The sequence below is a fragment of the Micromonospora saelicesensis genome, assembly GCF_900091575.1.
GTDB classification, from domain to species: domain Bacteria; phylum Actinomycetota; class Actinomycetes; order Mycobacteriales; family Micromonosporaceae; genus Micromonospora; species Micromonospora saelicesensis.
This window is the reverse complement of record NZ_FMCR01000007.1, coordinates 276402-298490: the sequence shown is the minus strand read 5'-3', so window position 1 is coordinate 298490 and position 22089 is coordinate 276402. Positions and strand designations below refer to the sequence as shown.

Here is a 22089-nt window from a genome sequence, read left to right as displayed (position 1 = left end):
TCGACGGAGACTTCCCGTGATAATGGCTCTGCTGCTCGACCTCGCCAACATCGTCGGTGGCTTCCTGCTCGCCGTGGCGGTGCTGCGGCTGCTGCCGCGGGTCGGCGACGACCTGGGCCGCCTCGCCGGCCGGGCCACCCCGATCGCGTGGGTGGTCGGCCTCGTGGCGTTGGTGACCGGCGGTTACTACCTCATCGTCCACATGCTCTCCGGGCCCCGGGTGTTCCACTTCGAGGTGGTGGGGATCGGTGTGGGGCTCGCCCTGCTGTGGGGCCGGTTGACCGGGCGGTCGACGCCGCGCGCCGATCAGTCGGACGGTGCCACCGGGGTCCGGCTGTTGCTCGCGATCTTTGGCCTCATCGCCATCGTCGTCGGCGTCCAGGGGCTGTTCACCCCGGACGGCTGATCGCGAGTGACCAGGTCACGTGGTGGTGGACGGTCGCGGTGCCCAGGTGCCCGCCGCGCTGGCGATCAGGAGTAACACCGCTGGTAGGAACGCGACACCGATGCCCAGCCCGAGCAGCAGACCCCATCCGGTGAGGATGAGCGCGGCCACCAGATCGGCGACCACTGTCAGTCGACCGATCCGCTGCGCGAGAACGGGCAGCAGTGCCGCGACAACGGGAACGCCGAGCAGATAACTGGCCGCGCTGCCCGAGTCGTCCACGGTGAAGGGAGCCAGCACGGCGGCCACCAGCGCGGTGATCGCCAGGGCCGACCATCTGAGCACCGACCGGGTGTTGGCCGGCTTGCGGACCAGGACCACGAGACCGACGAGCAGGACGCCCACGATTGCGCCGATGGTCGCCAGACCAGTCATCTCGTTCTCCTCGACCGCTGCGGTGGCGTTCATCGAAGACGGCGGATCGTCGTCTCCGCGTCTCACGATACGGCTGGTCGGCCACCTGAGACCGATCGTGGCCAGGTCCGTCCATACCTGAGCGATGTCGAAACGCGGGTGCGAGGCCGCTGTCGCCGGCACCGGCGTCAGCCCGCGTCCAGTACCTCCCGCAGTCGCGCGGCGAACTCCTCGGGCTTACCCGCGTAGCCGAACTCGCCGCCGAGGAACCCGCCGTGGTGGCTCGGGAACACCACGGCCTCCTGGCCGAGCAGCGCCGCGAGGCCCAGGGCGGTGCGAGCGGTGTACGTGCCGGCCGACTCCTCGCCGACAGCGACCACGATCCGGGTGGGCGCGGCGGTGAGCACGCTCGCGTCGGGACGGTAGTCGGTGATCGCCCACGAGTTCTGCGACAGCAGCGGATCGTCCCGGGTGCCATCGTCGTCGGCGGCCATGCCGAACATCGCCGGATCGGGAGCGGGCTGGGCGAAGTAGGCATCGGTGAACTCGCCCTGCCAGGACGTCATGGCGATGAACGCGGCCATTCCCGCACCCGAGCCCTTCGCCTGGTACGCCTCGTAGAAGCCGGCTCGGGCGCGCTCGGCGGCCGTGGCGTCGGGGAGCACCGCGTTGATCGGCGGTTCGTGCGCCACCAGGGTGGCGACGTCGCCGGGGTGGGTGGCGACCAGCTCGAGTGCGGTCACTGCGCCGCCGCTGCTGGCGAACACGTCGACCGGACCGACCTCGAGCGCCTGAACGAGCGCGTGCAGGTCGGCGGCCTGCTGCTGCGGCGTGTGGTCGGACCGACCGTCCTTGCGGACGCTTCGGCCCAGACCACGCGGGTCGTAGGTGAGGACCGTGCGGTCCGTGAAGTGCGGGGCGAGCGCGGTGAAGCCCTCCGCCGCCATCGGCTGGCCGATCATGAGTAGCGCACGATGGGCGCCAGTGGGAGGTAGCGGGCCGCGGACGTCGTAGACCAGGTCGACGCCGGGAATAGCCAGGGTGTGCGTCTGGATGTCCTGCATCCGATGAGACTACGGCCGGCTGACCCGTGTCAGGGTGCCGTGCGGGCGGCGAGCCATCGGTTCTTCGGGACGGCGCTGGTGCCCTGGCGGGGAGAAGGTCAGGTGCTACCGATCGGTGGCGCGGCGAATGGCCGCGGCCAGCTGCGACGAGTCCTGCCCGGACTCGACTCCGTCGACGAGAATCACCTCGCCGGTGAGGTGCCTCGTCCGCAAGGGCTTGATCTCCTGATAATCGCTGGACTGGTACCAGGAGCGGGCCTGCTGCAAGTCGGGAAACTCAATGACGATCACGTCGCCGGGCCAGTCGCCCTCCAGGACGTCGATGGCACCGCCGTGGACGATGAACCGGCCCCCGAAAGGCGCGAGGATGGCGTCGATTCGCTCCAGGTACGTCAGCACCTCGGCGTGGACGGGTGCCTTGCGGAGGTGTGCGAGCGCGTACGCGGTCATGATTGTCCGTCCTTCGGGTCTGGTTCTCTGACGTGGGTCGCGGTGGTGGCCGACGCCTCACGGCACCGGATCGGTCGTTCCGGAAGCGATCTTTCCCGCGTCGTGGTGGGCTGTCGATTACCTCTGAGGTAATGGCCCGGCTGTCGGTGCGGAACTAGGGTCGGCGAGTGACGATCTCGACCCGGCACGGGCGACCAGTGGGGGAGTTGCTGCGCGACTGGCGCCGGACTCGCGGAATGAGCCAGCTCGACCTGTCGATCGAGGCGGGAGTGTCGGCCCGGCACCTGAGCTTCGTCGAGACCGGGCGATCCCGGCCGAGCCCCGACCTCATCCTGCGGCTGGCCGAACACCTGGAGATGCCGCTGGCCGAGCGCAACACGGTGCTGCTGGCCGGCGGCTACGCGCCCGCCTACCCCCGCCATGAACTGAGCGACCCCGAGCTGGCACCGGTACGGGCGGCCGTACGGCAGATCCTCGCCGGTCACAGCCCGTACCCCGCGCTGCTCGTGGACCAGCACTGGCACCTCGTCGATGCCAACCCTGCCGTCGCCCTGTTCACCATGGACGCGCAGCCCCACCTGCTCACCCCACCGATCAACGTGCTGCGCCTCAGCCTGCACCCCGACGGTCTGGCGCCGCGCATCGTCAACCTGCCCGAGTGGCGTGCCCACCTGCTGAAACGGCTGCGCCAGCAGGCGGCGACAACAAACGACCCGATCCTGTACGACCTGCACGAGGAGCTTCGCGGCTATCCCGGTGGCGACGTCGACACGACACCGACAAGCGATGCCCTCTCACGTGTTCTCGTCCCGCTGCGCTACCGGCACGGTGACCAGGAGTTGTCCCTCGTCAGCACCACGACCCTCTTCGGTACGCCGCGCGAGGTCACAGTTGCCGGGTTGGCCGTCGAGGCGTTCTTTCCCGCTGACGCGGCGACCACGCAAGCCCTCCGAGCCCGCGCCGACTCGTGACCAGCGCCGCTGCCGTCACCCGGTGGGAACGGGCGGCGGCTGACGGAGCGCGTCGTCGATGATGCCGGGCATCCGTCGGGCCACTCCGGCGAGGAGATCCGCGACCTGGACGCGCGGATCGTCACGGGAGTCGACAACCACCAGCCCCGCCAGGGGCGACACCCCGTTCGGCAACGCCCCGGCCCGGTGGACGCCGGCCGCCGACGCGTCGCCGTCGGCCAACACCCGCTGGAGGCGGGTCAGCCGGTCGGCCGTCAGGGCGCTCTGCTCGTCGTGGGTCACCAGCACCTGCCGCTGGCCGCCGCTCCAGGACAGGACCGTCTCCGCCAGCGCCGGCAGCAGCGGTTCCAGTGGAGGAGGGACAGTGCGGTCGTCGATGTCGAGCCTGGCCACCACGGCCCGCACCTGGCTCGGGCTGAGCTCGTCGAGGACGGCGTCGGCCACCGTGCCGAGGCCGTGTCGCCGCAGCGCGTCCCGCGCCTGGAAGAACCGCCGCACGGTCTGGTCGACCGGCAGTCGCCGCTTCATCCGGACCAGGTCGACGAACGCCGACAGGAAGGCGCCCCAGTCGCCTCCGGTCGAGCGTCCGGCCTCGTGCAGGGCGAGGGCCGTCGGATGGTGCTCGCGAGCCAGGCGGGTGCCCGCCGCGTACGACGGCTCGGCCAGCAGGAAGTCCACGATCCGGGTGACGAGGAAGAACTCCTTGTCGATGAGGTGGACGTGCGCACGGCCGGACAGCGCCGCCAGGAACCACTCCAGTGCCTCTTGCGCACCCGAGCCGCGCAGGAACCGGCCGGACTTGAGCTCGTGCGGCGCGAACCGGAACCTGGACCGCAGGGCGGTGATGAGCGCGACCGCCTCGTCGACGGCCAGGTCGACGCTCGCGTGCGTGATCACCGGGGCGGTCGAGTGCAGCAGGTTCGTGCCCGAGAAACCCGACTCGTCGCAGGCGATCTCCACGACGGCCCCGACCACCACCGCGCCGCCCGGCGGTAGTCCACCCTGAAGAGGCGATCTCACCCGCGAGCTCCCGCCATGCCGCCCATGGTCACCCGTGCGCCGGCGGAGAACAACCCGATTGCGTACGGGAACCGCAGTCCTCAGCCGCTTCGGGGCGCACGTGGGAGCTGGTGCGCGGCTGGCTCCGCTGCCCGCCCGCGTACATCTGATGTATGCCCGTCGGGGTGGGTGGTCGGCGGCGTGATTCTGGCGGATCGGCGTGCTGTGCCACGTCGCTACGCCGCTGCTCATCCGCCCGTATATCTTGCTGACCGGCCGGAGTGGCGCCGCGACCATCGATCGATCGACCGTTGCCTATTCTGTGGCCTCGGAGTAACCTTCCCGAAACACATCAGATGTCTGGCTCGCCAAGGCCCGGCGTCGGCCTGCTCAGGCAGGGGCCCGGTTGGCCCCACCAAGCGGATCCCCGTGTCGGGTCCCATAGTTGTCACGCTTCGGGGTGGCCGGACTGGTCACCGTTTGGAGGATCGATGTCAGACCTGACCCGACGGCAGGCCCTCAAGATCGGCGCAGCCGGCGCGGGTGGTGCTCTCCTGCCGGTGCCCTGGACCGCCGTGGCACGAGCGGACTCGGTGGCGCCGCCGCAGGTGTTGGCCGCCGGGGACCTCGCCCTCTGGTACGACGAAGGGGCCGGGACCGACTGGCTGCGGGCGCTGCCGATCGGCAACGGCCGGCTCGGCGCCATGGTCTTCGGCAACGTCGACACCGAGCGACTTCAGCTCAATGAGGACACCGTCTGGGCCGGTGGGCCGCACGATCCCAGCAATCCCAGAGGCGCGGGAGCGCTCGCGGAGATCCGACGGCTGGTCAACGCGAACCAGTGGACCCAGGCCCAGGATCTGATCAACCAGACCATGATGGGCAACCCCGGCGGCCAGTTGGCCTACCAGACCGTCGGCAACCTGCGGCTCGCCTTCGGTTCCGCCAGCGGAGCGTCACAGTACGACCGGACGCTCGACCTCACCACCGCCACCGTCACGACGACGTACGTGCTGAACGGCGTTCGTCACCAGCGGGAGGTGTTCGCCAGCGCGCCCGACCAGGTCATCGCGATGCGACTGACCGCCGACCGGACCGGCTCGATCAGCTTCACCGCCACCTTCGACAGCCCGCAGCGCACCACGGTCTCCAGCCCGGACGGCACCACGATCGGCCTCGACGGCGTCTCCGGAAACATGGAGGGCGTCACCGGCGCGGTCCGCTTCCTGGCCCTGGCCAACGCGACAGTCAGCGGCGGCAGCGTGTCCAGCTCCGGCGGCACCCTGCGGGTGACCAACGCCAACAGCGTGACCCTGCTGATCTCCATCGGCTCCAGCTACGTCAACTACCGCAACGTCGGCGGCGACTACCAGGGCATCGCCCGGCAGCGCCTCACCGCCGCGCGGGCCAGCAGCTACGACCAGCTGCGCAGCCGGCACGTGGCCGACTACCAGGCGCTGTTCGGCCGGGTCACTCTCGATCTGGGCCGCACGTCCGCGGCCGACCAGACGACGGATGTCCGGATCGCCCAGCACAACAGCGTCAACGACCCGCAGTTCTCCACGCTGCTGTTCCAATACGGCCGCTACCTGCTGATCTCGTCCTCGCGGCCCGGCACCCAACCGGCCAACCTCCAGGGCATCTGGAACGACTCGCTGGCCCCGGCGTGGGACTCGAAATACACGATCAACGCCAACCTGCCGATGAACTACTGGCCGGCCAACACCACAAACCTGGCCGAGTGCCACAACCCGGTCTTCGACATGGTCAGAGATCTCGCCGTCGCCGGAGCGCGCACCGCCCAGGTGCAGTACGGCGCCGCCAGTGGCTGGGTCACCCACCACAACACCGACGCGTGGCGGGCCACCGCGGTGGTGGACGGGGCGTTCTGGGGCATGTGGCAGACCGGCGGCGCCTGGCTGTCCACGTTGATCTGGGACCACTACCTGTTCAACGGCGACATCGAGTTCCTGCGGACGAACTACCCGGCCATGAAGGGCGCGGCGCAGTTCTTCCTCAACACCCTGGTGACCGAGCCGACCCTCGGTTACCTGGTGACCAACCCGTCGAACTCGCCAGAGCTGAGCCACCACGCGAACGCCAGCGTGTGCGCCGGCCCCACCATGGACAACCAGATCCTGCGGGACCTGTTCGACGCGTGCGCCCGGGCCAGCGAGATCCTCAACGTGGACAGCACCTTCCGGGCGCAGGTTCGCGCCACCCGGGACCGGCTCCCGCCCATGAAGATCGGCTCGCGCGGCAACATCATGGAGTGGCTCTACGACTGGGTGGAGACCGAACCCAACCACCGGCACATCTCGCACCTGTACGGGCTGGCCCCCAGCAACCAGATCACCAAGCGCGGCACTCCGCAGCTGTTCGAGGCGGCCCGGCGGACCCTGGCGCTGCGCGGCGACGACGGCACGGGCTGGTCGCTGGCCTGGAAAATCAACTTCTGGGCTCGGATGGAGGAGGGCAAGCGGGCCCACGACCTGATCCGCTACCTCGCCACCACCGCGCGGCTCGCGCCCAACATGTTCGACCTGCACCCGCCGTTCCAGATCGACGGCAACTTCGGCGCCACCGCCGGCATCGCCGAGATGCTGTTGCAGAGCCACACCGGGGAGCTGCACGTCCTGCCCGCGCTGCCCCCGGCCTGGCCGAGCGGTCGGGTGACCGGCCTGCGCGGTCGGGGTGGGCACACGGTCGGCATCACCTGGGCGAGCGGTGTGGCCACCGAGATCCTCATCCGACCGGACCGGGCCGGCACCGTCCGCCTGCGCTCCCGGATCCTGACCGGCACCGTCACGGTGGTCGACACCGCCGACGGTACGGCGGCCCGGACCACCCGGATCGAGTCCGACCTGATCGACGTCACAGTGCAGGCCGGACGCACCTACCGGGTCACCGGTTCCGGTGCCACCACGCCGACGCTGGAGCAGAGCTTCAGCAACGTCGGCATCACCAGCGACAGCAACACCAACGTCGGGAACTTCGACGGCGGCGGGGCCTCGCTCTCCGCGCAGGCCCTGGCGCAGGCCGGTGCCAGCCCGGGCGGCACGGTGAGCCGCAACGGCGTCAACTTCCGCTGGCCCAACGTCAGCTCCGGGGCCGCCGACAACGCCATCGCCTCGGGCCAGACCATCGGCGTTACCGGCACCGGCAGCACGCTCGGCTTCCTGCTGACCGGCACCTACGGCGCGGTGTCGGGGACCGGCACCGTGGTCTACGCCGACGGCACCCGCCAGACGTTCACGTTGAGCACGCCCGACTGGTACGGCGGGCCGCACTCCGGGGGCACCGCGGCCATCGTGTCGGCGTACCAGAACCGGCCCAACAACGTCCGCCAGGCCACCGCCGCCTGCATCTACTACGTTGGTGTCGCGTTGCAGAGCAAGGCGGTGGCCTCGGTCGTGTTGCCCAACATCAGCGCCCGGCCCGCGACGAACGTGCCGACCATGCACATCTTCGCCATCGCGATCGGGGGCTGACAGCAACGGATCCTGCTCGGGGGAGCACGACCGGGCCCGTCCCCACCGGGGACGGGCCCGGTCGCGGCTTTCGGTGCTGCGGTGGTCCTGACCGTCGGTCGCCTTCGTCGGGGCGGACGCGGTATTGAGCGGTATACCTCAGAGGTATGAATATGACTCTGAGGTATACCGCTCAACAGCACATCGACATGCCGGTTCAGCGGATACGTTCGCCGCGGCTCTCGATCCGGAAGTAGTCGAAGGCGACGTCGAGGTCGGTGGAGGTGCCGGCCCGGTTGAAGGCCAGCAGCCCGGCCTTCGTCGGCTCGACGTTCAGCGTCTGGGAGCCGATGTAGCGGTAGACACTTCCGTCGGTGGAGTAGTAGGCGCGGTAGCTGTCCCCGATCTTGGTCAGTCGCAGCCAGATGGCGCCGTCGGCCCCGACGATCCGCTGGGCGTCGGCTCCGGTGATCTCCAGGGTGGACGCCGTGCCGTTCTGCTCGCGCAGGAAGACGATCCGGGTCTTGTTGACGGCCGCGGTCGCGTTGCCCATCTCCCAGGCGAGCTTCACGTAGTTGTTGTCGTCCGCGTACCCGAGCACTCCGCCCTGCTCGTTGTTGGTGGCGAGTGGGCGGGAGAAAACGACACGGGACTCGGCCGTCCAGTCGCCGTCGACGTCCTGCAGGGTCAGGTTCCTCGCGGTGTTGGCGGTGCCCTGGAGGTCGCCCTGCTGCGCGGTGATGACCAGGGACCCGTCGGCCAGACGCCGGCTGCTCTCGTCCGGCCGGACCCACTGCCACTGCGGGCCGAGCTGAGCCGAGTCGAACTCGTCGCTGCCGGTGATGGTGGTGTTCAGGTCCACGGTGTAGACCGACGAGGCTCCGCCGTTGGTGACGGTGACCCGGGCCTGCCCGGTGGGGCTGGTCGCCTGCTCGACCGTGACCGTTGCGGCGGGGTCGGCGGCGCTGGCGGTGACCGTCGGCACTGTCGTGGTGCCGGCCGGCGTGAGGGCGTTGTAGCGCAGCACCGTCGGTGCGAAGGACTCCAGACGCTTACCGTCGACGCGCACTGCCGTCAGCGTCGTGTCGGGCACCAGGTTGAAGACGTAGTTCTTCACCAGGGGGCCGAAGAAGCTCTCCGTCGTGACCTTGACGACCGCCTGACCGGGTACGCCGGCCGCCTGGGAGATGATCTCGTAGCGGGCCTTCCGGTCGGCCGTCCGCACCTTCGTGATGGTCGGCGACGCCCCGGCCGGCACCGGGATGGTGTACGAGGTGTCCGACAGGTTAAAGCCGCCGAACCTCTTCCCGTTCACCACGATCGTCGCCGACAGTGGCGCGTCGTCGACCGGGATGTCCCGCCCGCTGAACTCCTTCCAGTAGTTCACCGAGGTGTCCCGCCAGTCGGCGGCGTCCGCCTCGTGCACCGCCAGCTTGGCGCGTACCTCAGCGAACCGGCGTGCGTCGATGTCGGGTTGGAGTGCGTCCCAGGTTTCCCGCATCCAGGTCACGTACTGGACGCCCATCTGGTAGCGGTAGACCAGCTCGTCCCAGAACGTCCGGCCGCTGTCCATCCGATGGCCCCACGGCACGTGGTGGAACCACATCAGCAGGTTCTCCGGGACCGAGTTGATGTTCCCGTAGCGCTGCTGCAACCGGGGGAAGTACTGGGCGGCCAGGTTGCTGCCGGTGGGGGAGCGGTCGAAGCCCAGACCGACGCTGTCGGCCTTGTTGTAGTAGATCGGGCTCCAGTCGTCACGGCCCGCCCAGTCGGCGGGGTCGGGACGGTAGTGGGCGCCCTCGGCGAACTGGTGGCCGATGCCCAGCGGCGTCTGGTAGCTGACCAGCGACTCCCACGAGCCCATCATCATCGCGCGGATGGTGTCGACGACGCGCCGGTCGTTGCTCCAGGTCATCCGCGTCCAGTCGGTCGCGATGTCCGCCGAGTCGAGCGTCCAGTCCCACGCCTGACGTCCGAAGGCGAACAGGTTCGCCTGGGAGAAGTGGTGCCCGGTCAGGTTGTCCGCGTTGCCGAGGTTGGCGACACCCACGATGGCGGTGTCCGGGTGGTGCTGGGCGGTCCCGTCGACGATGTTGCCGACCAGGCGCTTCTTGAGCAGCTTCCCGTTCGCGTCGGTCGCGTACGTGTCGGTCTTGAGGATCTCCTCGTACATCGGGCCGAGGTAGGCCAGCATCCAGTTCTGGCCGGTGTACTCCTGCGTGATCTGGAGTTCCAGGGCCTGGTTGGTGTTCTCCATCCGGCCGAACATCGGGTGGATGGGCTCCCGGGCCTGGAAGTCCAGTGGCCCGTTCTTGGTCTGGAGGAACACGTTGTCGGCGAAGCGCCCCCGGCTGCCGTCCGCCTGGACCTCGTCGTCGATCGGCCCGAACTCCAGGTAGGCCCGCTTGAGCCGGTCGTTGTCGACCTCCGCGTTGTAGACGAACGTCCGCCAGTGCACCGTCATCCCGAGCGGCGCCACCGCCGCGGCGATGGCGTTGGCGCCGTCACCGTGGTCGTACCCGAAGTCCTGTGGCCCCGGCTGGCCCTCGGAGTTGGCCTTGACGGTGAGGCCCATGAAGTCCGGGATCGCGGCCTGGATCTGCTGGGCCCGGCGGTGCCACCAGCCCCGGAAATCCGCCCCGTACGGATCGAGCTGGCTGTTGGTCAGCGTGTCGGGCGCGAACCGGCTGTCGGTGGGCGCGGTGTAGCGGATCGACAGACCCAGCCTGATGCCGTACGGACGCAGCGCGTCGGCGAGGGCCGCCTCCTGCGCGATGCGGGTGCTCGTCAGGTACGCGTTGTCGGCGTTGACGTTGTTGATGGTGATGCCGTTGATGCCCAGCGACGCCAGCGCGCGGGCCATGACGAGGTAGCGGTCGAGTATGACGGGCAGGTTCCGGCCGGCGCTGGCACCGGTGGCGGCGAAGTTGAAGATCGCCCCGCTCTCCCCGTTCAGCCCGCCGATACCGGAGGCGTTGTTGCCCGCGTAGAGACGCTCGGTCTCCCAGTTGTTCAGCAACCGATGCTTGATCTTCGGTGACTCCGCGACACGGAGGTGGTCGATGGGTTTCTGGGTCTGCAGCAGCCGGAGGAAGGCGAAGGTGCCGTACAGCGCGCCGAGGTCGGTGTTGCCGGCGATGACGGTGAAGCGTGCCCTGCCCTTCGACACCGACCGGACGAGGTAGCCCTCGTCGCCTACTTTGGCCAGGTCGCGGGTCGCGACGGTGCGGCCCACCAGCGGCGAACTCGTCGGCGTGCCCACCACGACCGCGCCGTCCGGGACCGTGCCGCCGTCGACCGTCGCCACGGGTGTCGGTTGACCGAGCAGCCCGCCCAGACCGCGGACCAGTTCGTCCCGGGCGGCGCCCAGCGTGGTCTCGACGAGCTTCTCGCTCGAATCGGGGGCCATGGCGAGGTCGCTCGTGTGCCGGTGGGCTTTCGTGGCGTCGGCGTTCTCGACCACGATCGCCGTGGCCGCGCGGCGGTAGTCACGCAGCAGCTTCGCGTCGTCGACCGGCACGTACCGCAGCCACAGGTCGGAGCCGTTGTAGTCGTCCGGCGACGGGGCCGCGGCGACCGGCGTGGTGGTGGCGACAGTGAGGGTAGCCGCGACGGTGGCCAGTGCCGTGCCCAGCACGATGAGGGTTCGCCGTAGCCGGGGCACCGAAGCTCGGTTCATCACCATCTCCTCGTTCGTTCACTGGGACGCCGTTCGGCCCGTCCCGCGAGCGCAACGACGTTGCTGGATGGATGCGCGTCGATCCTTCCCGGCGTGGCTCCGCCCCGGCAACGAGTTGTCGTTTCTTGTCGCGGGGCCGCTCGGCCCTCACGGCAGGTGGGCCGCCGGGCCGGGAACGGGCCGCTGCCGTACCCACGCTGGTCGGGCCCGACCGGGGCTCGGGTTGCGCACGGCCGTCGAGTCGCGGACCACGAGGCGTACCGGCAGGACCATCGGCCGACCGGTGTGCCCGGGTGCCCCCTCGATCATCGTGAGCAGGTGCCGGGTAGCGGCCGAGCCCTCCGCGTAGAGCGGTGCCGCGACGGTGGTGAGACCGGGCGTGACGATGTCGGCGGCGAGGATGTTGTCGAAGCCCACGACGCTGACGTCGCCCGGAACGTTGACGCCCATCCGGCTGAGACCGCGGATGATCCCGATGGCCATCTGGTCGTTGAAGGCCAGGACCGCCGTCGCGGGACGCGCGCACAGCTCCTGCGCGGCCCGCTCACCGCCCGCCAGGGTGGGGCTGAACGGCCCGATCTGGCGAACCTTGATCTCCAGCTCCATGCCCGCCTCGAGCAGCGAGCGCCAGCGCACACCATTGGGCCAGGACGCCTGCGGCCCCGCGACGTAGGTGATGTGGTCGTGCCCCAACTCGCCTAAGTGCTCGGCGGCCCGCCGCACCCCACGAGGGTCGTCAGTGACGACGCACGGCACGTCGGCGAGAGCGCGGTTGAGGACCACCACCGGCCGCTGCTTGGCGACCATCCGGATGGCCGAGTCGGACATCCGGCTGCTGGCCAGCACGATGCCGTCGACTGTCGACATGGTGCGTTCGACAGCCGCCCGTTCCAGCCGGTCGGACTCCTGGGCGTCGATCAGCACAGTGGTGTATTCGCCGTCGGCCGCCACCTCCTGCGCGCCGCGCACGATCTCGGCGTACACCGGGTTGGTGATGTCGGCGATGACCAGCGCGATCATCTGCGTGCGCGACGTGGTGAGGGCGCGAGCGAGGGGGTTGGTCCGGTAGCCCAACCGCTCGGCGACCTGCCGGATCCGTTCGGCGGTCTCGGAGTTGACGCGACTCGGTCGGGAGAAGGCGCGGGACACCGTGGACGGTGAAACGTCCGCCTCAAGGGCGACGTCGTAGATCGTGACTCGCTGTCCCGGCGGCCTGATGTGGTCGGGCATCTGCATGCTCCTCCCGGCTACGCGCCGTGATCATGGTATGGCGGCCGTGAATACTCGGCAATGCCCCCGCAACAATCCGGCAGCCCGATCACATTCGCGCGAGGCAATACATGGCAACCCGTTGCCGCCGTGGCGCGCCGGCTGCCTCAATCAGCACTGATGACACCTGGCGGAGGGAACGGCTCATGGGTATCTCGCGGCGCGGCGCTCTCCTGGTCACGGCATCGTCGCTCCTGGTGGGCACTGTCGGGTGTGGGGCACCCGAGGCCCCCGGCGACAACAAGGGCGACAGCACCGGTGAGGTGCCACAGCGGCCCGGTAAGGCCGTCACGCTCAACGTCCTCGACGTGGCGGGCAACCTCCAGCTGACCCAAGGGATGATCGACGAGTTCGTCTCGAAGAACCCCGACGTGATCTCCCGGGTGACCTATTCGAAGGCGCCGGCGCCCGAGCTGGCCGGGAAGATCAAGGCCCAGCAGGGGGCGGACCGGGTGGACATCGGTCTCGTGCTGACCGGCGTCGACGGCCTGGCCGCCGGGATCGAGCAGGGGCTCTGGATCGACGTGTTGCCGACCTTCCAGGACCGTCTCGGCGGCATGAGCAACTACCTGGAGCCGGCCGCCGCGATGCAGAAGCTCGCCGGCAACGCGGGCGTCACCGTCACCTACTACCCGTCGGGTCCGCTGCTCGAATATCTGCCGTCCCGCCTGGCGACGCCACCCACCAGCGCGGACGCGCTGCTCGCCTGGGCCAGAGCCAACCCCAGGAAATTCCAGTACGCCCGGCCGGCCAACTCCGGCCCGGGCCGGACGTTCCTGATGGGTCTGCCCTACATCCTGGGCGACTCGAACCCCAAGGACCCCACGGCGGGCTGGGACAAGACGTGGGCCTTCCTCAAGGAGTTGGGCCAGTACGTCGACTACTACCCGTCCGGCACCACCGAGACGATGAAGAACCTCGCCAACGGCACCGCGCACCTGATCGTCAGCACGACCGGTTGGGACATCAACCCGCGGGTGCTCGGCACGGTGCCCAAGGAGGCCAGGATCACCCCGATCGACGGCTTCCACTGGGTCACCGACGCGCACTACGCCGTCCTGCCCAAGGGCGTGTCGACCGACACCCAGGCCGCGGTGCTGGCCCTGCTGGCGTTCATGCTCACCCCTGAACAGCAGGCGAAGGCGTACGACGAGGGTTACTTCTACCCGGGCCCGGCGATCAAGGAGGTCCAGCTCTCGTCTGCGCCGCAGAAGAGCCAGGACGCGATCCGGGAGTTCGGTCGCCCCGAGTACGACGCGCTGATCGCCGGAAACCCGACCGAGGTCCCGCTCGACGCGAAGAGCCTGGTGGCGGCGTTCAGCCGCTGGGACCGTGAGATCGGCGGCGGCAAGGTCAAGCAGGGATGAGCGCCTTCACCCAGCTGCGGCTGGACGGGGTGTCCCGCCGGTTCGGTGGCCAGGCCGCGCTCACCGAGCTGGACCTGACGATCGAGGCGGGGGAGTTCATCGCCCTGCTCGGCCCGTCCGGCTGCGGCAAGTCGACGGCGTTGAACTGCCTGGCCGGGCTGCTGCCGTTGACGGAGGGGAGCATCTGGCAGGACGAGCGCCGTATCGACACGCTCCCACCGGAGCGGCGCGGCTTCGGCATGGTGTTCCAGAGCTACGCCCTCTTTCCGCACCTGACGGTCCGGGCGAACATCGCCTTCGGACTGCGGATGCGGCGGCTGCCCAAGGAGGAGACGCGCCGGCGTACGGAGGAGGCGGTGCGGCTGGTGCGACTGGAGGACCACGTCGACAAGCTGCCCGGTCAGCTCTCGGGTGGCCAGCAGCAACGCGTCGCCATCGCCCGTGCCGTCGTGTTCGAGCCGTCCCTGGTGTTGATGGACGAGCCGTTGAGCAACCTCGACGCCAAACTGCGCCTGGAGATGCGGACCGAGATCCGCCGGCTGCACCAGTCGTTGGGGCTCACCACCGTCTACGTGACCCACGACCAGGAGGAGGCGCTGTCCCTGGCCGACCGACTGGTGGTGCTGCGGGAGGGGCGGGTGCAGCAGATCGGCTCGCCGCGTGAGCTGCACACCCGACCTGCGAACTGGCACGTCGCGGACTTCATGGGCTACCGCAACCTGTGGCGGGGGCGGGTGGAGCAGTCCGAAGGCGCCCGGGCCACCGTCGAGTCGTCCGGCCATCGCCTGCTCGGCGAGGTGGTGGGGGGCCTCCAGCCCGGGGCGGACGCCGTGGTCGCGGTACGCCCCGAGGACATCCGCGTCGACGGGCCCGGCGAGACCCGCAACGCCATGTCGGCGACGGTCGAGGTGGTGGAGTACCAGGGCCGCGAGTTGGCCGCCGAGGCCCGCACCGACAGCGGGCTGCTGCTGCACCTGCGGACCGAGCAGCGGATCGCGCCGGGCGACCAGGTCAAGCTCGCCGTCGACCCGCAGCGGTTGCTCGTCTATCCCGCCGACGCGTCGACGCAGCCCGACCGCCTCGCCGACGCCCCGGGGGCGACGCGGTGAGCGGCGCCGGGCCCGGGAGGCCGCTGGCGCACTGGCAGCACCGTCTCGCCGAACGGGGCGTCGATCGTCAGCTCTGGTTGCTGGTCCCGGCCCTGGTCTTCGTCATCGCCCTGTTCCTCTACCCGTTCTTCTACGGCCTGACGCTCTCGTTCCAGCCGACCACTGGCGGGCCGTTCAGCGACTACGCCCGGTTCTTCTCCGACTCCTACGAGCGGGGCACGATCTGGATCACGCTGCGGATCGCGTTGCCCGCGGCGCTGCTGAACGTCCTCGCGGCGGTGCCGATCGCCTACCGGATGCGCGGCCGGTTCCGGGGCAAGCGGCTGGTCACCACGCTGCTGGTCGTGCCGATCACGCTCGGCACGGTCCTCACCGCACAGGGGTTGCTGAACTTCCTCGGCCCGACCGGCTGGTTCAACCGGATCCTGTTGGCCAGCAACCTCGTCGACGAGCCGGTTCGGCTCACCCACAACTACTGGGGCGTGTTCTTCTCGCTGGTGATCACCGGCTTTCCGTTCGCGTTCCTGCTGGTGCTCTCGTACCTGTCCGGCATCGACCCGACCCTGGAACGAGCGGCCGCGACGCTGGGCGCGGACTGGCGTCGTCGGTTCACCCGGATCACCCTGCCGCTGCTGATGCCCGGCCTCGCCACGACCTTCTGCCTGACATTTGTCCTGGCGTTCAGCGTGTTCCCGTCGGCCGTTCTGGTCGGCAACCCGGCCGGCGAGACCCGGGTCATCTCCCTCGCCGCCTACCAGGCGGCCTACGAGCAGTACGACTACCCGTACGCGTCGGCGATCGCCATGATCATGGGCTTCGTCGAGCTGGTCGTCATCGCGGTGGTACTGGCCGCTCGTAGCCGCTTCTACACCGGCTCCACGGGAGGCAAGGGCTGATGGCAACGACCACCCAGGCCCCACCAGCGCGGCCCCCCGCCACCAGCACCGACCGGCGGCGGCGCATCGCCGCGCGCCCGGCCGCCTGGATCGTGTGGGGCGTCGTCATCTTCTTCTTCCTCAACCTGCTGGGCGTCGTGGCGTCCGTGCTGGTCAGCTCGTTCGGCCAGCGCTGGTTCGACACCTGGCTCCCGGACGGCTACACCACCAGCTGGTACGCCCGAGCCTGGGACGAGTTCGCGCTCCTGCAGGTCATCGTCGTGACGCTGGAGGTCTCCGTACTCGTCGTGGGTCTCTCGCTGGTGATCGGCGTGCCGGCCGCCTACGCCCTCGCGCGGCGCTCGTTCCCGGGCAAACGGCTGATCTTCCTGGTGTTCCTGCTGCCCATTCTGATGCCCCCGATCACGTACGGCATCCCGCTGGCGACAGTCCTCTACAAGTTCGGCCTGGCCGGGCACATGTCCGGCGTGGTGCTCGCCAACCTCGTGCCGTCGGTGCCCTTCGTCATCCTGACCATGACCCCGTTCATCGAGCAGATCGACCCGAGGATCGAGAGCGCCGCGCGCATGTGCGGCGCGGGCCTGCGGACGGTGTTCCTCCGGGTCCTCACGCCGCTGCTCGTGCCGGGCATCCTCGCCTCCGCGATCCTCGTGCTGGTCCGGACCGTGGGCATGTTCGAACTCACCTTCCTGACCGCGGGGCCGGACTCGCAGACCCTTGTGGTGGCGCTCTACTACTCGATGTCCGCGTCCGGGATCAGGGCTCAGCAGTCGGTCGACGCCATGGCGGTCATCTACACCTCGATGATGCTGGTCCTGCTCGTCGTCGCGCTGCGCTACGTCAACCCGACCCAACTGGTGGCCCAGGTCAAGGACGAGCCGGAGCACTGAGGCCGGTGCTGGCGTCGAGGATCTCGCCCAGGCGACCCGCGACGGTGAGGAGCGCGGGCAGCCTCGTCCGCAGACCGCGGTAGGCCGCGGCGAGAGCCGGGTCCACAGCGACAGGCTCGCCTCCGGCGACCTCGGGATCGAGCTGGGTGACCGCCTCCTGAAGATCGGCGGTGTGCCCGATCGCGAAGAGCCCGAGGGTCGCCGCGCCGAGGGTGACGTGGTCGGCCACACCCGCGATGCGGACCGGGCAGTCCAGCACCGCCGCCATCACCTCGCGCCACAGCGGCGACCCGAAGGCGCCGCCGGTCAGGCGGACGCTGTCGATCGGCGTCAGCTCGGCCAGCCGGTCACGGACACCAGCGAGTTGCAGGCAGACGCCCTCCACGGCGGCCCGGACCAGGTGGCCGCGCGAGTGCTCGCTGCGCAGGCCCAGGAACGCGCCCGGCGGGGCGCAGCCCTGCGGCGGGGCCTCGTCGGCCCGCAGGTAGGGCAGCATCACGAGACCGTCGCTGCCTGGTGCGATCCGCTCGGCGAGATCCAGGAGAGCGGGTGCGGCGCGGTCGTCACCGAGGACGCGTCCCGCCCACCGTACGACGTTGCCGCCGTTGCTGAGCGCGCCGCCGACGACCCAGGCGTCGTCGGTCAGCGCACCGCAGGAGAAGGTCTCCGCCGGGTCGGTGAGGGGAGCCCCGACGACCGTCCGCAGGGCCGCGGTGGCCCCGAGCGTCAGGCCACCGACGGTGGGGTCGATCGCCGCCGCGCCCAGACTACGCAACGGACCGTCTCCCGCGCCGACGACGACCGGTGTGCCGGAGGGCAGGCCGACCGCGCGCCCGGCCGCCGGCGACAACCGCAACACCGCCGTCGTGGGCAGCACCGGGGGAAGCTGACTCTCGGACACCCCGGCAAGATCGAGTACGGCGGGACTCCACAGCCGACGGTGCACGTCGAACATCCCGGTGCCGGACGCCGAGGACAACTCGGTCACCAACATCCCGGTGAGCCGATGGACCACGTAGTCCTTGAGGCCGATCCACCACCGTGTCGCCGTGCAGAGGTACGGCTCATGGCGGGCGAACCACAGGAGCTTGCAGAGCGGGTTCATCGGGTGCACGGGTGTGCCCGTCAACCGGTGCAGCTCCCGGCTCTGGCCGGACGACCGCAACTCACGGGCCGCCTCCGACGACCGCGCGTCGCGCCGGGTCAGCAGCGGCGTCACCGGCGCCATGGCCGCGTCCAGCCCGATCAGCCCGTACCTGGCGGAGCTCAGCGCGACGGCGACCACCTCCGCCCCGGCGGTGCCGGCCACACACGCGGACATCGCCGCCACTGTGGCCGCCATCAGCACGTCCGGCTCCTGCACCTGCCAGCCGGGCATCGGCTCAAGCAGTGGGTACTCCCGCGTCGCGACGTGTCGTGCGGTGCCGTCCAACGCGAACGCGACAGCCCGCACGGCAGTGGTGCCCACGTCGACTCCGACGATCACCCGACGCTCCGGCCCCATCCGCACATGGTCGAGCGGTGTTCGGCGGGCCGGCAAGCGGTTGCGCGCAGTTGTCGTCACGGCTGCGCGTAGCCGACCCGTTTGCCTGGAAGATCAGGCATCACCGACGTGCGGGGTGACAGGATTGTCGGCATGCCAGCTCGCGCACTCAGCTTTGGGATGGTGGCCCAACGATACGAGCGGCACCGACCGGGCTACCCCGCCGAGCTTGTCGACCTGGTGCTGACGTACGCGGGTCGGCCCATTCGATCGGCGCTGGAGATCGGCGCCGGCACCGGCAAGGCGACCCGGCTGTTCACCGGAGCGGGCGTCACGGTCACCGCGACCGAGCCGGACGGGGCCATGCTCGCCGAGCTGCGCAGGCACGTGCCAGCAGGCGTCCGGACCGTGCGGGCCGCATTCGAGGACCTGCGGCCGGGCGCGAGGTACCACCTGGTCTACGCGGCAGCGGCACTGCACTGGACGAAACCGGAGGGGCGATGGTCACGGGTGGCCGCGCTGCTGGAACCCGGCGGAGTGTTCGCCTCGTTCGGTGGACCGACCCAGCTGGTTGACCCGGCGGTGGCGGACGCTGTCCGCGTCGCCCGGGCACCCTTCCTGGACAGCGACGAGATTCCCTCTCCCGATGGCACACCCCCGGGACAGGCCATGCAGTGGCCGGGCACCGAGCTTCAACGGGCCGAGTGGTTCACCGATGTGCAGCAGACCGTGATCGAGCGTCGGCTGACGATGAGTGCACGCGACTACGTCGGGCATCTGTCGACGATCTCGGCGTATCTCGAGCTGCCGACCTCGAAGCAGGAGCAGGTCTTCGCCCAGATCGAACAGGTCCTGCCCGAGACGGTCGAGCTTTCCGCCGACGTCATCGTGCATCTCGCGCGTCGACGCCCCGAGCACTAGCCCCCGAGGGCGCTCAGACCAGAAACTGCTCCCGCATCCGCGCGCCCAGGTTGATCCCGCCCACCGCCCGTGGGCCGGACGGGTCGTGCACGGCGACGGTGTTGTTGCGACGCATCAGCTCACGGACCGCGGGCGGCAGTCGCGGCGGGTCGTCCATGGCCGCGAGGACCTGCCCGGCACTGACGATCAGTCGATCGGCCAGGGTGGCGGCGTCGGTGTCCACCCGCACCCGGCCGTACTCCCAACCGGAGGTGGTCAGGTCGAGCACCTCGAACACGCGGGTCACCAGCGGGTTCGGGTCGGTCACCCGGTCGAGCCGGGGAGCCCGGTTGCCGACCACGGTGACGGCGGCGGCCACCTGCGCGTACGGGTGGAAGCCGCACGGCAACGCGAACAGCGGCCAGCGCAGGGCCGGGCCCGCCTCCTTCCACAGCGGCCGGTAGTTACGGCGGTGCACCAGCAGTCGCCGGCCCGTCCGTCGGTGGATCTCCTGGGCCTGGGCCTGAAGGTCCACGTGGGCCTCATCGGCGACCTGACTCACGATCCGGGTCGCCACCACCAGGCCGTCGTCACTGTCGAGCGAACCGGTGAGCGCCTCGACCTGTTCGTTGAACCGGATCCGCGCGTGGGGGCCGTACCGGGACTGGACGTCGTGCAGCAGCGCCTGCTGGCGTCCCGGGTCGAGCTGGACCTTCCTACCGCCCAGCAATCGACGGAGCCAACGCATGTCGCCTCGATTCAGCAGAGCCGTCGCGGACGGCGGCAATGCTAGTGCGTCGACCCTCCCTCATGTTCCCAAGGGGGGTTGATCGACTCCTGCCTCGGAGACGGCGATCACCGCCGACGCGGCGTGATCAGCCCCGACTCGTACGCCCACACGACCAGCTGCGCCCGGTCGCGGCAGTGCAGCTTCGTCATGGCCCGGTTGACGTGTGTCTTGGCGGTCAGCGGGCTGATCACCATGCGCGCGGCGATTTCGTCGTTGGTCAGCCCACGGGCGACCAGCTCGACGATCTCCTGCTCCCGGGCGGTCAGCACGTCGCGTCCGGCCGTCGGCACGGCCGGCGGTGGACCGGCCACGAACTCGCTGATCAGTGTGCGGGTGACGGTCGGCGCGAGCAGCGCGTCACCGCGTGCGACGACGGTGACGGCGTGCAGCAGGTCGGCGGGGTCGGCGTCCTTCAGGAGAAAGCCGCTGGCGCCCGCGCGGAGGGCGGCGAACACATAGGAGTCGAGCCCGTAGTTGGTGAGGATGAGCACGCGGACCGCGGCGAGGTCGGGATCGGCGGCGATGCGCCGGGTGGCCTCGATGCCGTCGAGGCCCGGCATCTGCACGTCCATCAGCACGACGTCCGGGCGCAGACACCGCGACAGGTGGACGGCCGAGGTGCCGTCGGTCGCCTCGCCGACGACCTCCAGGTGGTCCTCGGCGTCGAGCAGTGCCCGGAAGCCGGCTCGCATCAGCGCCTGGTCGTCGGCGAGCAGCACCCGGATCATCCCGGCTCCTTCCCGCTGCGGGAGGTCATCGCGGGCCGTCCAGCGGGAAGGTGGCCCGTACGGTGAACCCGTGGTCGTCGTGCGCGGCGGTCCGCAGCGTGCCGCCCAGGGCGCTGACCCGCTCCCGCATGCCGCGTAGGCCCACGCCCGGGGTCAGCGGCTCAGCCGGCGACGCCTGACCGTCGTCGGTGACCGCGACGGTCAGCCCCGCCGGGGCGTACTCCACCTGGATGTGCGCTGTCGCGGGCCCGGCGTGGCGGGCCACGTTGGTGAGGGCCTCCTGGATGACCCGGTACCCGGCCTGGTCGACCTCGTCGGGCAGGTCCCCGCGCTGGCCGGTGACGGTCACCTGCACCGGCACGCCGACCGCCCGGGTCCGCTCGGCCAGCTCGTCCACCCGGGCCAGCCCGACCCGATCGCCGTCGGTCGGCGCCCGGAGGACGTCGAGGGTCGTACGGAGTTCCCGCATCGCGGCGCCGCTGGCCTCCTGGATCGCCAGCAGCGTGGCCGACGGCTCCTCGCCGTGTTTGCGGGCCAGGTGCACGGCGATCCCGGCCTGCACCTTGATCACCGAGATGCTGTGGGTCAGGGAGTCGTGCAGGTCGCGGGCGATGCGCAGGCGCTCCTCCCCGGCGCGCCGCAACGCCATCTCCTCGCGGGTGCGTTCGGCCTCGATCGCCCGCTGCTCGACCTGCTCCAGGTACGCCCGGCGCTGCCGCGCGACGAGCCCGGCGACGTTGGCCGCCACGAACCAGCCGAGCAGCAGGGCCGTCCGCTCGGCGACCAGTTGGCCTGGTCGGCCGGCCGGCGCCATCGAGATGTCGCGGGCCAGGAAGCTACCGAGGAAGGCGAGGCTGGCCACCGCGGCGGCCGACCGGTGTCCCTGCCAGGCGCTCACGTAGACCGCGCAGAGGACGGGGAACGCGGCGGACACCCCGGGGTGCACCCGGACGTGAACGGCCAGCATGGCGACGGTGACCACGCCCAGCGCCACCACCGGGTAGCGCCGGCACGCCGCCAGGGCCACCACAGTGGCGAGGACCAGGGCGACGTCGAGCACCTCGACCGGCGCGGCGTCCGGGGTGAGCACGGCGTTGCCGAGCAGGAGGACGCCGAGGGCGAGACCGCCGAGGGCGTACGGGAGGTCGCGGCGCATGGTCGCACTGTAGAACGGCCGTCGTCGGTGGAGCATCCCGCGCGCGTGGTACCTGCGGCGTACCACGGA

18 protein-coding genes are annotated in these 22089 nt (G+C 70.3%); 8 read left to right on the top strand and 10 right to left on the bottom strand.

Annotation, left to right across the window (positions count from 1 at the left end; genetic code table 11):
- Positions 1–22: 22 nt before the first annotated feature.
- A complete protein-coding gene (locus GA0070561_RS27775; protein WP_244166472.1) occupies positions 23–406 on the top strand; it encodes a hypothetical protein in 384 nt (127 codons plus the stop codon).
- 15 nt (positions 407–421) lie between these two features.
- On the opposite strand, the gene GA0070561_RS27770 is transcribed toward GA0070561_RS27775, so the two are convergent.
- The 3 genes from GA0070561_RS27770 to GA0070561_RS27760 form a co-directional block, all read right to left on the bottom strand.
- Complete coding sequence (locus tag GA0070561_RS27770) at positions 422–820, bottom strand: hypothetical protein (RefSeq protein ID WP_146755469.1); 399 nt, start codon at positions 818–820, stop codon at positions 422–424.
- 167 nt (positions 821–987) lie between these two features.
- Positions 988–1863: an alpha/beta fold hydrolase gene (locus GA0070561_RS27765; protein ID WP_208603871.1), complete on the bottom strand. Its 876-nt coding sequence runs from the start codon at positions 1861–1863 to the stop codon at positions 988–990.
- Positions 1864–1968: 105 nt separating this feature from the next.
- Positions 1969–2313 (bottom strand): DUF1330 domain-containing protein, encoded by a 345-nt coding sequence (locus GA0070561_RS27760; RefSeq protein ID WP_091407010.1) that lies wholly within the window; start codon positions 2311–2313, stop codon positions 1969–1971.
- Positions 2314–2480: 167 nt separating this feature from the next.
- Here GA0070561_RS27760 and GA0070561_RS27755 point away from each other — a divergent pair, with 167 nt between their 5' ends.
- The gene (locus GA0070561_RS27755; RefSeq protein ID WP_208603870.1) at positions 2481–3284 is read left to right on the top strand and encodes a helix-turn-helix domain-containing protein; all 804 of its coding nucleotides are present in this window, start codon (positions 2481–2483) and stop codon (positions 3282–3284) included.
- Between the two features lie 15 nt (positions 3285–3299).
- On the opposite strand, the gene GA0070561_RS27750 is transcribed toward GA0070561_RS27755, so the two are convergent.
- Positions 3300–4304 carry a hypothetical protein gene (locus GA0070561_RS27750; RefSeq protein WP_208603869.1) on the bottom strand — a complete coding sequence of 335 codons (1005 nt, stop codon included), beginning with the start codon at positions 4302–4304 and terminating at the stop codon, positions 3300–3302.
- A gap of 470 nt (positions 4305–4774) precedes the next feature.
- Here GA0070561_RS27750 and GA0070561_RS27745 point away from each other — a divergent pair, with 470 nt between their 5' ends.
- Positions 4775–7774, top strand: coding sequence for a glycoside hydrolase family 95 protein (locus tag GA0070561_RS27745; RefSeq protein ID WP_091407007.1), 3000 nt, complete (start codon positions 4775–4777; stop codon positions 7772–7774).
- A gap of 196 nt (positions 7775–7970) precedes the next feature.
- Here GA0070561_RS27745 and GA0070561_RS27740 read toward each other — a convergent pair whose 3' ends face one another.
- Together GA0070561_RS27740 and GA0070561_RS27735 are read right to left on the bottom strand one after the other, a co-directional pair.
- Positions 7971–11432 carry an alpha-glucuronidase family glycosyl hydrolase gene (locus GA0070561_RS27740; RefSeq protein ID WP_091407378.1) on the bottom strand — a complete coding sequence of 1154 codons (3462 nt, stop codon included), beginning with the start codon at positions 11430–11432 and terminating at the stop codon, positions 7971–7973.
- A 147-nt stretch (positions 11433–11579) separates the two neighbouring features.
- Positions 11580–12662, bottom strand: coding sequence for a LacI family DNA-binding transcriptional regulator (locus GA0070561_RS27735; RefSeq protein ID WP_091407003.1), 1083 nt, complete (start codon positions 12660–12662; stop codon positions 11580–11582).
- 185 nt (positions 12663–12847) lie between these two features.
- Between GA0070561_RS27735 and GA0070561_RS27730 the strand changes: the two genes are divergently transcribed.
- The 4 genes from GA0070561_RS27730 to GA0070561_RS27715 are packed head-to-tail and all read left to right on the top strand — an operon-like array spanning position 12848 to position 16963.
- Entirely contained in the window at positions 12848–14068 is a 1221-nt protein-coding gene (locus tag GA0070561_RS27730) for an ABC transporter substrate-binding protein (RefSeq protein ID WP_091407000.1), read from the top strand.
- A complete protein-coding gene (locus GA0070561_RS27725; protein WP_091406998.1) occupies positions 14065–15177 on the top strand; it encodes an ABC transporter ATP-binding protein in 1113 nt (370 codons plus the stop codon). The genes GA0070561_RS27730 and GA0070561_RS27725 overlap by 4 nt, the downstream gene beginning before the upstream one ends.
- On the top strand, positions 15174–16073 hold the full coding sequence (locus tag GA0070561_RS27720) for an ABC transporter permease (protein WP_091406996.1): 900 nt from the start codon (positions 15174–15176) through the stop codon (positions 16071–16073). Before GA0070561_RS27725 ends, GA0070561_RS27720 begins: the two co-directional genes overlap by 4 nt.
- Positions 16073–16963 carry an ABC transporter permease gene (locus GA0070561_RS27715; RefSeq protein ID WP_091406994.1) on the top strand — a complete coding sequence of 297 codons (891 nt, stop codon included), beginning with the start codon at positions 16073–16075 and terminating at the stop codon, positions 16961–16963. The genes GA0070561_RS27720 and GA0070561_RS27715 overlap by 1 nt, the downstream gene beginning before the upstream one ends.
- On the opposite strand, the gene GA0070561_RS27710 is transcribed toward GA0070561_RS27715, so the two are convergent.
- Positions 16941–18467, bottom strand: coding sequence for a gluconokinase (locus GA0070561_RS27710; protein WP_091406992.1), 1527 nt, complete (start codon positions 18465–18467; stop codon positions 16941–16943). The two genes, GA0070561_RS27715 and GA0070561_RS27710, sit on opposite strands and share 23 nt — an antisense overlap.
- Positions 18468–18599: 132 nt before the next feature.
- Between GA0070561_RS27710 and GA0070561_RS27705 the strand changes: the two genes are divergently transcribed.
- A complete protein-coding gene (locus GA0070561_RS27705) occupies positions 18600–19367 on the top strand; it encodes a class I SAM-dependent methyltransferase (RefSeq protein WP_091406989.1) in 768 nt (255 codons plus the stop codon).
- A gap of 13 nt (positions 19368–19380) precedes the next feature.
- Here GA0070561_RS27705 and GA0070561_RS27700 read toward each other — a convergent pair whose 3' ends face one another.
- The 3 genes from GA0070561_RS27700 to GA0070561_RS27690 form a co-directional block, all read right to left on the bottom strand.
- A complete protein-coding gene (locus tag GA0070561_RS27700; protein ID WP_091406987.1) occupies positions 19381–20094 on the bottom strand; it encodes a hypothetical protein in 714 nt (237 codons plus the stop codon).
- A gap of 107 nt (positions 20095–20201) precedes the next feature.
- On the bottom strand, positions 20202–20864 hold the full coding sequence (locus GA0070561_RS27695) for a response regulator (protein ID WP_091406986.1): 663 nt from the start codon (positions 20862–20864) through the stop codon (positions 20202–20204).
- Between the two features lie 25 nt (positions 20865–20889).
- Positions 20890–22020 (bottom strand): sensor histidine kinase, encoded by a 1131-nt coding sequence (locus GA0070561_RS27690; protein ID WP_244166459.1) that lies wholly within the window; start codon positions 22018–22020, stop codon positions 20890–20892.
- Positions 22021–22089: the final 69 nt, after the last annotated feature.

Coding starts and splice junctions, on each gene's coding strand:
- GA0070561_RS27775 (WP_244166472.1), top strand. CDS start 23: ATGGCTCTGCTGCTCGACCTCGCCAACATCGTCGGTGGCTTCCTGCTC.
- GA0070561_RS27770 (WP_146755469.1), bottom strand. CDS start 820: ATGACTGGTCTGGCGACCATCGGCGCAATCGTGGGCGTCCTGCTCGTC.
- GA0070561_RS27765 (WP_208603871.1), bottom strand. CDS start 1,863: ATGCAGGACATCCAGACGCACACCCTGGCTATTCCCGGCGTCGACCTG.
- GA0070561_RS27760 (WP_091407010.1), bottom strand. CDS start 2,313: ATGACCGCGTACGCGCTCGCACACCTCCGCAAGGCACCCGTCCACGCC.
- GA0070561_RS27745 (WP_091407007.1), top strand. CDS start 4,775: ATGTCAGACCTGACCCGACGGCAGGCCCTCAAGATCGGCGCAGCCGGC.
- GA0070561_RS27740 (WP_091407378.1), bottom strand. CDS start 11,432: ATGAACCGAGCTTCGGTGCCCCGGCTACGGCGAACCCTCATCGTGCTG.
- GA0070561_RS27735 (WP_091407003.1), bottom strand. CDS start 12,662: ATGCCCGACCACATCAGGCCGCCGGGACAGCGAGTCACGATCTACGAC.
- GA0070561_RS27730 (WP_091407000.1), top strand. CDS start 12,848: ATGGGTATCTCGCGGCGCGGCGCTCTCCTGGTCACGGCATCGTCGCTC.
- GA0070561_RS27725 (WP_091406998.1), top strand. CDS start 14,065: ATGAGCGCCTTCACCCAGCTGCGGCTGGACGGGGTGTCCCGCCGGTTC.
- GA0070561_RS27715 (WP_091406994.1), top strand. CDS start 16,073: ATGGCAACGACCACCCAGGCCCCACCAGCGCGGCCCCCCGCCACCAGC.
- GA0070561_RS27710 (WP_091406992.1), bottom strand. CDS start 18,467: ATGGGGCCGGAGCGTCGGGTGATCGTCGGAGTCGACGTGGGCACCACT.
- GA0070561_RS27705 (WP_091406989.1), top strand. CDS start 18,600: ATGCCAGCTCGCGCACTCAGCTTTGGGATGGTGGCCCAACGATACGAG.
- GA0070561_RS27700 (WP_091406987.1), bottom strand. CDS start 20,094: ATGCGTTGGCTCCGTCGATTGCTGGGCGGTAGGAAGGTCCAGCTCGAC.
- GA0070561_RS27695 (WP_091406986.1), bottom strand. CDS start 20,864: ATGATCCGGGTGCTGCTCGCCGACGACCAGGCGCTGATGCGAGCCGGC.
- GA0070561_RS27690 (WP_244166459.1), bottom strand. CDS start 22,020: ATGCGCCGCGACCTCCCGTACGCCCTCGGCGGTCTCGCCCTCGGCGTC.